Source organism: Xanthomonas indica, assembly GCF_040529045.1.
Lineage (GTDB): Bacteria > Pseudomonadota > Gammaproteobacteria > Xanthomonadales > Xanthomonadaceae > Xanthomonas_A > Xanthomonas_A indica.
The window spans coordinates 3,180,960-3,196,197 of sequence record NZ_CP131914.1; the positions used below are offsets into that span (position 1 = coordinate 3,180,960).

13 protein-coding genes are annotated in these 15,238 nt (G+C 67.9%); 3 read left to right on the plus strand and 10 right to left on the minus strand.

Features of this window, described 5'->3' with window-relative positions:
• Positions 1–12 precede the first annotated feature (12 nt).
• The 6 genes from bamB to ndk all read right to left on the minus strand — a co-directional run bounded on the left by bamB (position 13) and on the right by ndk (position 5,387).
• Positions 13–1,368, minus strand: coding sequence for an outer membrane protein assembly factor BamB (gene bamB / locus Q7W82_RS13815; protein ID WP_242158984.1), 1,356 nt, complete (start codon positions 1,366–1,368; stop codon positions 13–15).
• The gene (locus Q7W82_RS13820; RefSeq protein ID WP_242158985.1) at positions 1,368–2,006 is read right to left on the minus strand and encodes a tetratricopeptide repeat protein; all 639 of its coding nucleotides are present in this window, start codon (positions 2,004–2,006) and stop codon (positions 1,368–1,370) included. Before Q7W82_RS13820 ends, bamB begins: the two co-directional genes overlap by 1 nt.
• Positions 2,007–2,070: 64 nt before the next feature.
• Positions 2,071–2,943, minus strand: coding sequence for a RodZ domain-containing protein (locus Q7W82_RS13825; RefSeq protein WP_242158986.1), 873 nt, complete (start codon positions 2,941–2,943; stop codon positions 2,071–2,073).
• Complete coding sequence (gene pilW, locus Q7W82_RS13830; RefSeq protein WP_242158987.1) at positions 2,940–3,758, minus strand: type IV pilus biogenesis/stability protein PilW; 819 nt, start codon at positions 3,756–3,758, stop codon at positions 2,940–2,942. Before pilW ends, Q7W82_RS13825 begins: the two co-directional genes overlap by 4 nt.
• On the minus strand, positions 3,745–4,926 hold the full coding sequence (gene rlmN / locus Q7W82_RS13835) for a 23S rRNA (adenine(2503)-C(2))-methyltransferase RlmN (RefSeq protein ID WP_160947870.1): 1,182 nt from the start codon (positions 4,924–4,926) through the stop codon (positions 3,745–3,747). The genes pilW and rlmN overlap by 14 nt, the downstream gene beginning before the upstream one ends.
• A gap of 35 nt (positions 4,927–4,961) precedes the next feature.
• Entirely contained in the window at positions 4,962–5,387 is a 426-nt protein-coding gene (ndk, locus tag Q7W82_RS13840) for a nucleoside-diphosphate kinase (RefSeq protein WP_002812972.1), read from the minus strand.
• Between the two features lie 214 nt (positions 5,388–5,601).
• Here ndk and Q7W82_RS13845 point away from each other — a divergent pair, with 214 nt between their 5' ends.
• From Q7W82_RS13845 to Q7W82_RS13855, 3 genes are all read left to right on the plus strand, one after another.
• Entirely contained in the window at positions 5,602–6,234 is a 633-nt protein-coding gene (locus Q7W82_RS13845) for a TetR family transcriptional regulator (RefSeq protein ID WP_242158988.1), read from the plus strand.
• A gap of 34 nt (positions 6,235–6,268) precedes the next feature.
• The gene (locus Q7W82_RS13850; RefSeq protein WP_242158989.1) at positions 6,269–8,641 is read left to right on the plus strand and encodes a 3-hydroxyacyl-CoA dehydrogenase/enoyl-CoA hydratase family protein; all 2,373 of its coding nucleotides are present in this window, start codon (positions 6,269–6,271) and stop codon (positions 8,639–8,641) included.
• Between the two features lie 152 nt (positions 8,642–8,793).
• Positions 8,794–9,999 carry an acetyl-CoA C-acyltransferase gene (locus Q7W82_RS13855; protein ID WP_010342896.1) on the plus strand — a complete coding sequence of 402 codons (1,206 nt, stop codon included), beginning with the start codon at positions 8,794–8,796 and terminating at the stop codon, positions 9,997–9,999.
• A 274-nt stretch (positions 10,000–10,273) separates the two neighbouring features.
• Here Q7W82_RS13855 and galU read toward each other — a convergent pair whose 3' ends face one another.
• The 4 genes from galU to lapB are packed head-to-tail and all read right to left on the minus strand — an operon-like array spanning position 10,274 to position 15,232.
• Positions 10,274–11,155 (minus strand): UTP--glucose-1-phosphate uridylyltransferase GalU, encoded by an 882-nt coding sequence (galU, locus tag Q7W82_RS13860; protein WP_242158990.1) that lies wholly within the window; start codon positions 11,153–11,155, stop codon positions 10,274–10,276.
• Positions 11,155–13,065: a nucleoside-diphosphate sugar epimerase/dehydratase gene (locus Q7W82_RS13865; protein ID WP_242158991.1), complete on the minus strand. Its 1,911-nt coding sequence runs from the start codon at positions 13,063–13,065 to the stop codon at positions 11,155–11,157. The genes galU and Q7W82_RS13865 overlap by 1 nt, the downstream gene beginning before the upstream one ends.
• Positions 13,065–14,054: a glycosyltransferase family 4 protein gene (locus Q7W82_RS13870; RefSeq protein WP_242158992.1), complete on the minus strand. Its 990-nt coding sequence runs from the start codon at positions 14,052–14,054 to the stop codon at positions 13,065–13,067. The genes Q7W82_RS13865 and Q7W82_RS13870 overlap by 1 nt, the downstream gene beginning before the upstream one ends.
• The gene (gene lapB / locus Q7W82_RS13875) at positions 14,054–15,232 is read right to left on the minus strand and encodes a lipopolysaccharide assembly protein LapB (RefSeq protein ID WP_160947820.1); all 1,179 of its coding nucleotides are present in this window, start codon (positions 15,230–15,232) and stop codon (positions 14,054–14,056) included. The genes Q7W82_RS13870 and lapB overlap by 1 nt, the downstream gene beginning before the upstream one ends.
• Between the last annotated feature and the right edge of the window lie 6 nt (positions 15,233–15,238).

Genomic DNA, 15,238 nt, shown 5'->3' on the forward strand with positions numbered 1-15,238 from the left:
ATCCTTCTCTTGTTATTGACCCAACCGGAACGCGGCCAGGTCGCCTTTCGTGTTCTGCATCAGCAGGATCCCGTCCGCGACCACCGGCTGCGCCACCAGCGGCTGGCGTCCGACCCGCTCGCGCGCGGCGAACTCGCCGTTGTCGAGCCGCAGCCAGTGCAGATAGCCCTTGTAGTCGCCGACCACGGCGTAATCGCCCTGGATCGCCACGCCGGTCAGCGAGCGACGCGCCAGCCCCGGCTGCGACCACATCGCCGATCCGGAGGCCTTGTCCAGTGCCCACACGGTGCCGGCGTTGTCGGCCACCACCACGTTGCCGGAGCTGACGCCGACGCCGCCGGCGCCGCCATGATCGCGGTTCCACAGCGGGCGGCCGCTCGGGCCTTCCAGCGCCACGGTCTCGTTCTTGAAGCTGGTGGCGTACAGCGTGGTGCCGTCGAGCACCGGCGCGCCGTCGACGTCGGACATGCGCTCCAGCTCGGTACGACCTTCCGGCACGCCGATGGTCTGCTCCCACAGCACGCGGCCATCCTGCATCGCCAGCGCGGCCAGGGTGCCGTCGTCGTTGCCGATGAACAGCACGCCCGGACCCGCCACCACCGGCGCGTTGCCGCGCACGGTCAGGCTCGGCAGTTCCTGCGCATTGAACCAGCGCTGCTGGCCGGTGGCCGCATCGAAGGCGGTGGTGCGGCCGTCATTGCTGCGCACGAACACCATGTTCTGCGCGATCACCGGCGCGGCGATGACTTCGTTGGGCACCTTGGCGCGCCACTTCTCGGTACCGTTGGCAGCATCGAGCGCGATCACCTCGCCGTCCAGCGCACCGACCACCACCAGGCCGTCGCCCACGCCCGGGCCGCCGGCAAAGCGCGGCAGCGGGCGCTTCTTCTCTAGCCGCTTGCGCTCCTTGGCCTGTTGCTTCTCGTTGCGCAGGCGCTGCTTGTAGGCGGCGCGCTCGTCCTTGGACAGGTTCTTGCCGGACTCGCTCTCGACCTGGCTCTTCGGCTGGTCCTCGACCTGCGACAGCTGCTGCTTGCGCGCCTGCTTGGCGTCGTATTCCCAGAGGGTCTTGCCGGTCTGCAGATCCAGCGCGTAGACCGTGCCGGAGGTCGCGGCCGCATACACCTTGCCGTCGGCCACCACCGGATGCTGGCGCACGCCGATGCGGCGCTCGCCCTTGCCGGCGTCGGTGGACCACAGCTTCACCACCTTCACCGACGGGGTGAACTTCACCAGTTCGGCCGGCTCGGCGGCCTTCTTGGCGGCCGCATCCTTGCCGGCGAACCAGCCCTTGACGGTGGTGCAGCCGGACAGCGCCAGACCCAGCAGGGCCACGGTGGCGACACGCTTGAACATGACTACCTTCATCAGATCGGCTCCGCGGCATTCGGCACGCTGCCGCCCGCATCCATCAATTTCGTTTCGACCACGCGCCGCTGCGGCGAGGCCACGTCCAGGCTGGTCAGCGCCTTGCTGTACGCATCGCGCGCCGCGTCGCGCTTGCCCTGCGCGATCAGCGCATCGCCGCGAATTTCCAGGCCTTGCGCGTCGGTGGCCGAGGCCACCAGGGGCAGCGCGTCCTGCGGCTTGCCGCTGGAAATCAGCAGCCGGGCCACGCGGTGATCGACCAGCACCTTCATTTCGCCGTCGGCCTTGAGCGCGCGCAGCGTGCTCAGCGCGGCATCGGACTTGCCGGCATCGACCTGCGCCTTGGCCAGGCGCAGCGCCGCCAGTTCGGCATAGATGTTGGCCGAGCCCTTCTGCAGTTCCGCCATGTCCTTGGCGGCCTTGTCCAGCTGATTGGCCTGGATGCTCTTGAGCACCGCTTCGTAGCGGGCATTGGCCTGGGCCAGGTCGTTGGACCGCTGCTTGGTCCACCACTGCCAGCCGATGATCGCGCCGAGGCCCAGCACGATGCCGCCGATCAGGCCGGCGCCGTTCTTCCTGAGCCAAGTGCGGACGCGTTCGCTTTGTTCGTGCTCGTCGAGCAGGTCGTCAATCGCCATGCGTACTCTCGCCCCGCCGCTGCGACGGGACATGAAATGTGGAAAGTGAGGAACCGCGCCGCCGTCACTCGGAGGCGGGCACCACGGAACCGTCAGAGGATACCGCAAAGCGCGCCACGTTCGCGCGCCTGAACGGGGTCAGGTCCACGGTACTCCCGGCATGCTGAACCTGGACCGCGGAGGCATTGCCCAGCACCACGCGCCCGACCTGGCCCGGCGCATAGGTGCGGCTCTCGCCGGCCTTCAGCAGCGCCTTTTCCACCGGCGTGCCGTCGGGCGCGAGGATCTGCACCCAGCTATCGCCCTGGAACGACAGACTCAGACTGTTCTTCTCCGGCTCCGCCGCCGGACGCGGCATCGGCGTCAGCGAGGCGATGTACGGCGCGGCGCTCGGCGCCGGGCGTGCGGCCGCCGGCGCGGCCGGTGCCGGCGCGGGGTTACCGGCGGCAGGCGTTGCGGTCGCGGCGGCGGTGCTGCCGGGCGCGCCCGGGACCACGTCCAGCGATGCGGTGCTGGGACCATTGTCGTCGGCGAAATGGCTGCGGGTGGCGTACCACACCGGCACCGCCAGTCCGGCGGTGATCACCACGTAGACCATGCGCCGGGTGGCGCTCTCGAGCATGCGCCGCAGCGGCGGGGTATGCGTGTGGCTGATCAATTCGACCGGCTGCACCGGCGCGATCTGCGCGGTCTGCAGCAACGGCTCCAGATCGACGCCGAGCAGGCGCGCATAGCTGCGCAGCTGCCCGCGGACGAACACCGGCGCGCCGAGGCGCTGCCACTGCTCCGACTCGAGTGCCTGCACCACATGCACCGGCATGCGCAGTCGGCTGCCGACGTCGTCGATGCTCAGGCCCGCCGCTTCGCGCGCTTCGCGGAGCTGTTGCCCGCAGCCTTTGGCGCCATCGAAAGCGTTCGGATTGGAATCACTGATCACAATGCACTAGCCCCGGGTGTCGTGGTCGCGGCGTCGGGAAACTCCTTGCGCAACCGCTGTTGGTAACGGCCGGCGGCAGCCTTGTCGCCCAGCCTTTGCTCAATCTGAATAGCAAGTTGTAACACGGAAGCGGTGGCAGGCGCAGCCGCCAGGCGCCGTTCGGAGAAGGCCCGCGCCTCGAAAAAGCGCCCTTGCGCGACCTCGTTGCGGGCCATCGCCTCGAGCGCGTACGCGTTGTCCGGGTCCAGGTCCAGCGCCTTGCGCAGGTCGCGCTCGCCGCGCTCGCGCTGGCCGACCTGCAGCGCGCAGCCGCCGGCGTTGGCCAGGGCCGAGGCCGGCGTGGCGTAGTCCTGGAGCGCGAGCGCGCGGTCGAACCAGGTCAGCGACTCGGCCGGCGAACCGTTCGCGCACAGCCAGGCGCCGTAGTTGTTCAAGGTCGCGCCGTTGCTCGGCGCCAGCTCCGCGGCCTTGCGGTAGTAGCCGCCGGCGGTCGCGGCATCGCCTCGGCGATCGGCGACCACCGCCAGCACGGTCAAGGCGTCCACCGAATCGGCGTCCAACGAGAGCGCCTTGCGCGCGTGCGTCTGCGCCGCGTCAAGGTCGTTGGAGGCGAGCCCATTGGCCGCGAGGCCCAGTTGCTCCTGCAAGGCCACGCGCGCCTTCACCGCGCGGTTGTCGCGGAAGGAATAATGCGGCTGCACCTGTTCGGCGGTGCGCACGGTGCCGGTCTTGGCGGCGATCCAGTTGCAGCCCGGCAAGGCCAGCACTGCGATCGCCACCACCGCGAGGGAACGCCGTTGGCTACGCCGCCGCATCCCGATCCGCCCGCGTCTGCAATTCGCGCTTGAACTCGGCCTGGCGGCGGGTGCGGTCCATGACCTGCCCCTTGAGCTGCCCGCAGGCCGCATCGATGTCGTCGCCACGCGTGCGCCGCACCATGGTCAACACCTGTGCGTCCAGCAGGATCTTCTGGAACGCGCGGATCTCGGTCTCGCCGGAGCGCTCGTAGCGCGTGCCGGGGAACGGATTGAACGGGATCAGGTTGACCTTGCCGGCGTTGGCCGACTGCACCGCGTTGTCGAACTGGCGCATCAGCCGCGCCAGTTGCCGCGCATGCTCGGGCTGGTCGTTGATCCCCTTCATCAGGGTGTATTCGAAGGTCACCGACTCGCGGCGCTTGTTGGCGCGCAGGTAGCGCGCGCAGGCGGCCATCAGTTCGGCGATCGGGTACTTCTTGTTGAGCGGGACCAGGGTCTCGCGCAGCGCATCGTTGGGCGCATGCAGCGACACCGCCAGCGACACGTCGCTCTCGCTGGACAGGCGGTCGATCTGCGGCACCAGGCCCGAGGTGGACAGGGTCACGCGCTTGTTGGCCAGGCCATAGCCCAGGTCGTCGCGCATCACGCTCATCGCGCGCACGACGTTGTCGAAATTCATCAGCGGCTCGCCCATGCCCATCATCACCACGTTGGTGAGACGGCGCATCTGGTGCGGCACGTTGCCCAGGTGCCGCGCCGCCACCCACACCTGGCCGATGATCTCGGCGGTGGACAGGTTGCGGTTGAAACCCTGGGTGGCGGTGGAGCAGAAGGTGCAGTTGAGACCGCAGCCGACCTGCGAGGACACGCACAGCGTGCCGCGGGTCTTGTCGGGAATGTACACGGTCTCGATCGCGTTCTTGCCGTCCACGCCCATCGCCAGCAGCCACTTGTGGGTGCCGTCGGCGGAGGGCTTGTCGAACACGATGTTGGGGACGACGACCTCGGCATGCTGCTGCAGCTTGGCGCGCAGCGCCTTGCCGAGGTCGGTCATCTGGTCGAAGTCGGTGACGTAGCGGTGATGGATCCACTTCATCACCTGGTGGGCACGGTAGCGCGCTTCGCCGAGGGTCTCGGCGAAGAAACGCTCCAGCCCCTCGCGATCGAGGTCGAGCAGATTCTGCTTGGCCGCCGCGCCGGTCCGCACGGGATCGGCGATGGCCAAGGGAGGATGGACAACCTCGTTCACGACGACCTCGCTTAGCGCGAAACCACTTCGGTGGCGGCGAAGAAATACGCCACTTCGTTGGCGGCGTTCTCGACCGAATCCGAGCCGTGCGCGGCGTTGGCGTCGATCGAATCAGCGAAGTCGGCGCGGATGGTGCCCGGCGCAGCGTCCTTCGGGTTGGTGGCGCCCAGCAGGTCGCGGTGCGCGGCCACGGCGTTCTCGCCTTCCAGCGCCTGGATCATCACCGGGCCGGAGATCATGAACTCGACCAGCGCATTGAAGAACGGGCGCTCGCGGTGCACGGCGTAGAAGCCCTCGGCCTCGCGGCGCGACAGCTGCTTGTACTTGGCGGCCACGACCTTCAGGCCGGCCTTCTCGAAGCGCGAGTAGATTTCGCCGATGACGTTCTTGGCGACGGCATCGGGCTTGATGATGGACAGGGTGCGCTCCAGCGCCATGGGAAGTTCTCCGTTGGGCGGGCCACTGAAGGCCCGAGGTTAACATGAAAAAAACCCGCGTCAAAACGCGGGCTTAGCCAGAATTGCGATGGACAATTCTATCCAATCGGCGCCGGCTTTGCACGGCCAGGCTGAATCGTGCTGCACAGCAGCATGACGCCACTGCCGGCCGGGCCTAGACTCAAACAATCGTTTGATTGATTCTGGCGGCCGCATGGCAAAGCAAGCGCACTTCTCGACCAAGGACCGCATCCTCAGCGCGGCCGAGGACCTGTTCGCGCAGCACGGCTTTTCCGGCACCTCGCTGCGCCAGGTCACCAGCCAGGCCGACGTCAACATCGCCGCGGTCAACTACCACTTCGGGTCCAAGGAAAACCTGGTCAACGAGGTGTTCCGGCGGCGCATGGACGAAATGACCGCCGCGCGCATGGCGCAGCTGGAGGCCGCGCAGCGGCAGCATCCCGGCCAGCTCGGCCCGGTGCTGGCCGCCTTCGTCGAGCCGGCCCTGGCCATGGCCCAGGAGCGGCAGAGCGGCGGCGCCTTCGTGCGGGTGATCGCCCGCGCCTACGCCGAGAACAACGACAGCCTGCGCCAGTTCCTGTCCGACCACTACGGCCACGTGCTGCGCGAGTTCGGCAAGGCCATCGCCGCCTGCGTGCCCGGGCTGAGCAAGCAGGAACTGTACTGGCGCCTGGATTTCCTGGCCGGCGCCCTGACCTACGCCATGGCCGACTTCGGCCTGATCAAGCGCCCCGCCGGCGTCAGCGAGGGCGCGCACCGTGCCCACGCCGCCCGCGAACTCATCCGTTTCGCCGAAGCCGGCTTCCTCGCCCACTCGGCTCCCTGATCCCGCAAACGTTGACCCACAGAGGCTGATCGCTATGTCCAATCCCCTGCTCGTCCGCCGTGCCGCCGTCCTGGGCGCGGGCGTGATGGGTGCGCAGATCGCTGCGCACCTGACCAACGCCGGCGTCGACACCGTGCTGTTCGACCTCCCCGCCAAGGAAGGCCCCGCCGATGGCGTGGTGCTCAAGGCGATCGCCAACCTGACCAAGCTCAGCCCGGCGCCGCTGGCCAGCAGCGCGCTGGCCGAGGCCATCACCCCGGCCAACTACGACTCCGGCCTGGAGCAGCTGCGCGGCTGCGACCTGATCATCGAAGCCATCGCCGAGCGCATGGACTGGAAACAGGACCTGTACAAGAAGATCGCGCCGTTCGTGGCCGACCACGCGGTGCTGGCGTCCAACACCTCCGGCCTGGGCATCAACGCCCTGTCCGACGTGTTGCCGGAGCAGCTGCGCCACCGCTTCTGCGGCGTGCACTTCTTCAACCCGCCGCGCTACATGCACCTGGCCGAGCTGATCCCGGCCAAGCACACCGAGCCGTCGGTGCTGGAAGGCCTGGAGAGCTTCCTGGTCACCACCCTGGGCAAGGGCGTGGTCTACGCCAAGGACACGCCGAACTTCATCGGCAACCGCATCGGCGTGTTCTCGATCCTGTCCACCATCCACCACACCGAGCAGTTCGGCCTGGGCTTCGACGAGGTCGACGGCCTCACCGGCCCGCTGGTCGGCCGTCCGAAGTCGGCCACCTACCGCACCTCCGACGTGGTCGGCCTGGACACCATGGCCCACGTCATCAAGACCATGGGCGACACCCTGCCGAACGATCCCTGGCATGCCTTCTTCAAGGCGCCGAAGTGGCTGGAGGCGCTGATCGGCAAGGGCGCCCTGGGCCAGAAGACCGGCGCCGGCATCTTCCGCAAGGTCGGCAAGGACATCGTGGTGCTGGACCTGCAGAAGCAGGACTACCGCCCGGCCGACCGCGCCGCGGCGCCGGAGGTGGTCGAGATCCTGAAGATCAAGAACCCGGCGGAGAAGTTCGCCAAGCTGCGCGAGAGCCAGCATCCGCAGGCGCAGTTCCTGTGGGCGACCTTCCGCGACCTGTTCCACTACAGCGCCTACCACCTGGCCGACATCGCCGAGACCGCGCGCGACGTCGACCTGGCGATCCGCTGGGGCTACGGCTGGGCGTTGGGTCCGTTCGAGACCTGGCAGGCCGCGGGCTGGAAGCAGGTCGCGCAGTGGATCGCCGACGACATCGCCGCCGGCAAGAGCATGAGCAGCGCACCGCTGCCGAACTGGGTGTTCGACGGCCGCGACGGCGTGCACGCCGCCGAAGGCTCGTACAGCCCGGCGCGCGACGCCAAGCTGCCGCGCTCCGCGCTGCCGGTGTACAAGCGCCAGCGCTTCCCCGACCCGCTGCTGGGCGAGACGTTCGCGCAGGGCGAGACCGTGTTCGAGAACGACGGCCTGCGCATGTGGCACGACGGCGACGACATCGCCGTGGTCAGCTTCAAGACCAAGATGAACACCGTCTCCGACCAGGTGCTGGACGGCCTGCAGGAGGCGGTCGGCCGCGCCGAGAAGGACTTCAAGGGCCTGGTGCTGTGGCAGCACAAGGAGCCCTTCTCCGCCGGCGCCGACCTGGCCGGCGCGCTGGGCCTGCTGCAGGCCGGCAAGGTCGATGCGTTCGAGGCGATGGTCGCCAACTTCCAGGCCACCAGCCAGCGCATCAAGTATTCGCTGGTACCGGTGGTCGCGGCAGTGCGCGGGCTGGCGCTGGGCGGCGGCTGCGAGTTCCAGATGCACAGCGCCAAGACCGTGGCTGCGCTGGAGAGCTACATCGGCCTGGTCGAGGCCGGCGTGGGCCTGCTGCCGGCCGGCGGTGGTCTCAAGGAGATCGCGGTGCGCGCGGCCCAGGCCGCGGGTCCGGGCGGCGACGTGTTCGCCGAACTGAAGAAGACCTTCGAGACCGTGGCGATGGCCAAGGTCTCCACCTCGGCGGTCAACGCCAAGGAACTGGGCCTGCTGCGCGGCACCGACAAGGTGGTGTTCAACAGCTACGAATCGCTGTACATCGCCAAGGCCGAGGCGCGCGCCCTGGCCGAGGGCGGCTACCGTCCGCCGCTGCCGGCGCGCCGCATCCAGGTCGCCGGCGACGTCGGCATCGCCACCTTCAAGATGCTGCTGGTCAACATGCTGGAAGGCCGCTTCATCAGCGAGTACGACTACGAGATCGCCACCCGCATCGCCACCGTGGTCTGCGGCGGCGAGGTCGATCGCGGCGCCCTGGTGGACGAGGAGTGGCTGCTCAAGCTCGAGCGCAAGCACTTCGTCGAACTGGCCCAACAGGAAAAGACCCAGGCACGCATCGGGCACATGCTCAAGACGGGTAAGCCGCTGAGGAACTGAGAATCGGGAATGGGGAATCGGGAATGGAAACGCATTCCCGGCTCCTCCTTCTCCCCCTAATTTTCTGCCGGAAGTAGGACTGCCGCAGATCGCGCGAATCGCTTCACGATTCCCGACTCTCCATTCCCTATTCCCGGCTTTCGGAGAAAGCCATGAGCAAACAGATCCAGGAAGCCTACATCGTCGCCGCCACCCGTACCCCGGTCGGCAAGGCGCCCAAGGGCATGTTCCGCAACACCCGTCCCGACGACATGCTCGCGCACGTGCTGCGCGCGGTAGTCGCGCAGGCGCCGGGCATCGATACCTCGCGCATCGACGACGCGATCATCGGCTGTGCGATGCCCGAGGGCGAGCAAGGCATGAACGTGGCGCGCATCGGCGTGCTGCTGGCCGGCCTGCCGAACTCGGTGGCCGGGCAGACCATCAACCGCTTCTGCTCCTCCGGCATCCAGGCGGTGGCGCTGGCCGCCGACCAGATCCGCCTGGGCAACGCCGACCTGATGCTGGCCGGTGGCACCGAATCGATGTCGATGGTGCCGATGATGGGCAACAAGGTCGCGTTGTCGCCGAGCGTGTTCGCCGACGACCATGTCGCCATCGCCTACGGCATGGGCATCACCGCCGAGAAGGTGGCCGAGGAATGGAAGGTGTCGCGCGAGGACCAGGACGCCTTTGCCCTCGCCTCGCACCAGAAGGCCATCGCCGCGATCGCCGCCGGCGAGTTCCGCGACGAGATCAGTCCCTACGAGATCGTCTCGCACCAGCCCGACCTGGCCGGCAACGTCATCGCGCTGCGCAAGAAGCTGGTCGATACCGACGAAGGCCCGCGCCCGGACAGCTCGATCGAAGGCCTGGCCAAGCTGCGCCCGGTGTTCCGCAACGGCCAGTTCGGCGGCAGCGTCACCGCCGGCAACTCCTCGCAGATGAGCGACGGCGCCGGTGCGGTGCTGCTGGCCTCCGAGCAGGCGATCAAGGACTACGGGCTGACCCCGCTGGCCCGCTTCGTCAGCTTCTCGGTCGCCGGCGTGCGTCCGGAAGTGATGGGCATCGGTCCGATCGAGGCGATTCCGAAGGCGCTCAAGCAGGCCGGCCTGAGCAAGGACCAGTTGGACTGGATCGAGCTCAACGAAGCCTTCGCCGCGCAGTCGCTGGCGGTGATCCGCGACAGCGGCCTGGATCCGTCCAAGGTCAACCCGCTGGGCGGCGCCATCGCCCTGGGCCATCCGCTGGGCGCCACCGGCGCGATCCGCACCGCCACCCTGGTGCACGGCCTGCGCCGGCACAAGCAGAAGTACGGCATGGTCACCATGTGCATCGGCACGGGCATGGGCGCCGCGGGCATCATCGAGGCGCTGTAAGCGGCGGCACCCTCCCCTCATCCGGCCCTCCTGCGGGCCAACCGATGGGAGAAGGGAGCAGCACATAGCCCCTCTCCCACCGGGAGAGGGGTTGGGGTAAGGGTCAGGCATCAAGCATTGCTGTACAGACCCGCGCACACACAGAAAAGGCAGCCTCACGGCTGCCTTTTCTGTGGGTCATTCGATTCAACCTATCCGGTCGAATCAGTTGCTTGAAGCTACTGCATCAGCACGCGACCCGCGCACCGCCCTGCAGCGGCGCGCGGCGCCAGGCTCACTCCTCGGCGAGCATCTGGGTCAGCTTCTCGCGCGCCGGCTTGGCCAGCTTCTTGTTCTCCAGCGCGAAGCGGATGGTCGCCTCGACCAGGCCCAGATGGGTGCCGCAGTCGAAACGGGTGCCCTCGAAGCGGTAGGCGTCGACTTCGTCGGTCTTCAGCAGCGCGGCGATGGCGTCGGTCAGCTGGATCTCGCCGCCGGCACCGGTGCCGGTGCTTTCCAGCAGCTCGAAGATCTTCGAGCTGAGCACGTAGCGCCCCACCACCGCCAGGTCGCTCGGCGCGTCTTCCGGCTTGGGCTTCTCGACGATCTGGGCGATGCGGCCCTTGCGGCCATCGAAGGCCTCGGTGGCGACGATGCCGTAGCTGGCAGTGTTCTCGTGCGGCACGTCTTCCACCGCGATCACGCTGGCGCCGCTGCGCTCGTTGAGATCGGCCATCTGCTTCAGCGCGCCGTCGCCGCGGTTCCAGATCAGGTCGTCCGGCAACAGCACCGCGAACGGCTCGTCGCCGATCACCGACTTGGCGCACAGCACCGCATGGCCCAGGCCCAGCGCTTCGGCCTGGGTCACGAAGATCGCGCGCACGCCGTCGGGCAGCACGTGGCGGATCATTTCCAGCTGCTCGTGCTTGCCTGCACGCTCCAGCTTCTGCTCCAGTTCGTAGGCCTTGTCGAAGTAATCCGCGACCGCGTGCTTGTAGCGGTTGGTGACGAAGATCAGGGTGTCGCAACCGGCCTCGATCGCCTCGTCCACGGCGTACTGGATCAACGGCCGATCGATGATCGGCAGCATCTCCTTGGGAACGGTCTTGGTGGCGGGAAGGAAGCGGGTGCCCAAACCTGCCACCGGGAATACTGCCTTGCGGATTCTCTTGCTCATCAGAGCCTTCTGGCCTCGCGTGCGGGGAATGGAACGATGGTAGCGGAGCCGTCGTGATCGTCTTGCTGACGCAAGGGCGCGAACTCCGGCATGGTCATGCGCAGCACCTTCTCGATGGTCTCGCTGTCGTAGTCGGCCACCGCGGCGCGCAACTGCTGCACGCCACGCAGCACGTCCTCGCGCGAGAAACTGCGCACGCCCGCTTCCAGAATCTTCGGATGCGAGGTCGGCCGGTAGTTCTCGTCGGCGTAGAACAGCGTCTCGTGCAGCTTCTCGCCCGGCCGCAGGCCGGTGTAGACGATGGCGATATCGCGTCCGGGCTGCTTGCCCGCCAGGCGAATCATCTGCTCGGCCAGCAGGCGGATCGGCACCGGCTCGCCCATGTCCAGGGTGTAGATGGCGCCATGCGACGCGGACGCCGCGGCCTGCACGATCAGCTGGCTGGCTTCGGGAATGGTCATGAAGTAGCGCGTCACCTGCGGATCGGTGACGGTCACCGGGCCGCCCTGGCGAATCTGCTCGCGGAACAGCGGCACCACGCTGCCGGCCGAATCCAGCACGTTGCCGAAGCGCACCGTCACGAAGCGCGTGCTCACCGCCTGGTCGTCCAGCGACTGGCACACCATCTCGGCGTAGCGCTTGGACGCACCGAGCAGGTTGACCGGATTGACCGCCTTGTCGGTGGAAATGAACACGAAGGTCGAGACCTTGGCAGCGACGCAGGCGCGCGCCACGTTCTCGGTGGCCAGGACGTTGTTGCGCACCGCCTCGCGGCACTGCTGCTCCAGCAAAGGCACCTGCTTGTAGGCGGCCGCATGGAACACGGCGTCGGGCTCGGCCACGCGCATGGCATGGCGGATCACCGCCGGATCGCCGCAGTCGCCGAGCACGCAGTCGATCTCCAGATCGGGGAAGGTACGGCGCAAGTCGGCATGGATGGTGATCAGCGCCAGTTCGTTGATCTCCAGCAGCACGATCTTGCGTGCACCGTGACGCGCGCACTGCCGGCACAGTTCCGAGCCGATCGAGCCGCCGGCGCCGGTGACCAGCACGGTCCGCCCGGACAGCCAGCCCTTGATCAGCTTCCAGTCCGGCGTCACCGGCTTGCGCCCGAGCAGGTCCTCGATCGCGACCTCCTTGAGCTCGCCCGGCAGGTAGTGGCCTTCGAGCACGTCGAGCAGGCGCGGCACGGTGCGGAACGGCAGGCCGGTGCTTTCGCAGATCGCCACCACGCGCTGCATGCCGGCCGCGTCCAGCGACGGGATCGCGATGACCAGCAGCTTGGCCGCGGTCTCCTTGGCGATCGCGCCGGCTTCGTCGATGCGGCCCAGGATCGGCAGGCCCTGCAGCTTGGCGCCATGCAGATGGCCGGCATCGTCGACGAAGCCCACGGGCTGATAGGCACCGGACCGGCGCAGGTCGCGCACCAGCGCCTCGGCCGCACGGCCGGCGCCAACGATCAGCACGCGCCGCGCGCTATCGTCCGAGTGCGCGATCTGATAATCCTTCCAGGCGCGGTACAGCAGGCGCGGCGCGCCCAGCAGCGCCGACAGCGCGAACGGGTACACCATCAGCACCGACAGCGGGATCGCATCGAAGCGGCTGTAGGCCAGCCCCAGGACGATCGCCACCAGGCCATAGAAACTGGCCTTGAAGATATTGAGCAGGTCGGGAACGCTGGCGAAGCGCCACAGGCCCCGGTACAGGCCGACCTTCCAGAACACCAGGCCCTGCGCCGCCAACACGATCGCGGTGTTGAGGTTCCACAACGGGAGCGGGTGCTCGCCGGGGAGCATGGTGTAACGCGCAGCGTGCAGCAGTTGCCAGCAGACCCAGACGATGGCCAGATCGTGGATGACCACGGAGGCCTTGGGAAACAATTCGGTGACTCGGTCGCGCGTGGAAAGCATCAGTAATCCGTAAGAGTTCGGCGCATCCGGTTGCGCAAAGCCAGCCAAAGCACACCTGCCGAACAGAACCAGGCGATCGTCAGACCGGCCTGCGTACCCGCATCCAGCGGTCTGCCCAACCGCGCAATTGTAATCGCGACAATGCTGAACAGACCGTAGGCGAGCGTGACGACGGTATGGCTACTGCCGGTGTGTACCCAACGCTGATAGAAATGTTGCGCGTGCGGTTGCCACCAGCGTTCGCCGGCGAGCATGCGCGAGGCCAGCGTGAAGCCGGCGTCGATGGCGAAGGTCGACAGCGGCAATGCCGGCAGCCAAGGCGCCTGCTCGCCGGCGACGATGCACCAGGCGAACAGCGCAGCGATCAGGTAGCCGAGCGCGCCGCTACCGACATCGCCGAGGAAAATGCGTGCGCGGGGATAGTTGAACGGCAGAAATCCCGCGCAGGCCACCAGCAGGACCCAGCATGGCCAACGCAGCGGCGCCGGCAGCAGGCAGGCAAATCCGACGGCGGCCAGCATCGCCTGGCTGCTGGCCAAGCCATTGATGCCGTCCATGAAATTCCAGATATTGATCAGCGAGACCGTCGCCAACCACACCAGCGCGACCATCCACAGCGGTTGGTTCGCTTTGTAGACAAGTGCAGCCAGCAGGGTCGCCGCCACCGCGTGCACCAGCAATCGGAGCCCCGCCGACAGCGAGCGGTGGTCGTCCCACCAGCCGACGCCGGCGACCAGCAGCAGGCCCGCGGCGAAGGTGGCGATCCCGGCACCCTGCTGCGGCCATTGCAGCGCCGCCCAGCCGCAGGCCAGCAGCACCGCCGCCACGATGGCCACGCCACCGCCGCGCGGTGTCGCCACGGTGTGGCTGCGCCGCTCGCCGGGCGCATCCATCAACTCGCGTTTGAGTGCGTACTGGCGCGACAGCCAGGTGCCGGCCGCGCTGAACACCCCGAGCGCCAAGAGCAGCGCGGCTCCTGCGATGGGCACTACACCACCGCGTAGTTGAGCAGCGGCTTGACCGTGCCCCACTCCTTGCAGCTAGGGCATTGCCAGTGGTGGGTCCGCGCGCCGAAGCCGCAGCGGGTGCAGCGGTAGCTGGGATTGCGCACCAGCAACTGGTCGGTGATGTGCTTGAGATCCTGCAGGGTCGCGGTGGAATCGGCGCCCTCGGCCAGGGTCAGGTCGATCAGCGCCGACTCGCCGCGCACCGACGGGCGGTCCTTGAGCTGCCGGCCCAGGTAGGAGCGCGCGGCGGAAATGCCTTCCTGCGACTCCATCAGGCGGGTCAGCGCCAGCACCGGAGCGATGCCGCGGTAGTGCTCGGTCATTTCCGAGAGAAACGCGCGCGCGCCGCTGAGATCGTTGCCGCGGCGGTAGCAGTCCATCAGCGCCGGCATGATCTCCGGCAGGTAGTCCGGATCATGACGCGCGGCGCGCTCGAAGGCGCGGATGGCGGCTTCGTCGTTGCCGTCGTCGACGTCGATGCGCCCTTCCAGGATGCCGGCGCGCACCGACTTGGCGTCGGCCTGGTAGGCGCGCGCGATCGCCGCCCGTGCCAGGTCGTTCTTGCCCGAGGCGCGATAACGGTCGGCCAGTTCGCATTCGAACTGGGCGATCAGCTTGCCCATCGGCTCGCCGGTCACCTCTTCGTAGCGGGTGGCGTTGTCGATGGCCTTTTCCCAGTCGCGCTCGGCCTGGTAGATGCCGATCAGGTGCTTGAGCGCCTGCGGGGCGCGCTGGTCGATCTGCGCCAGCTCGGTGAACACGGTTTCGGCGCGATCCAGCAGCCCCGACTTCATGTAGTCCTCGCCCAGCGCCAGCAAGGCCTGCACGCGCTGCGCATCGCTCAGGTCGCCGCGCTGGACCAGGCCCTGGTGCAGGCGGATGGCGCGGTCGACTTCACCGCGCCGGCGGAACAGGTGGCCCAGCGCGACCTGGGTCTCGAAGGTTTCCTTGTCCAGTTCGGCGATGTGCAGGAACAGCTCGATCGCCTTGTCCGGCTGCTCGTTGAGCAGATAGTTGAGGCCGCGGAAATAGGTGCTGGAGAGCCGGCTGACCTGAGTATCGCCATGGCGCTGGCCGCCACGGCGGCCGATCACCCAGCCGCTCAGCGCCGCCAGCGGCAGGAACAGGAAGAACCAGAACCACTCGGTCAGAAAGTCCATCGAAGA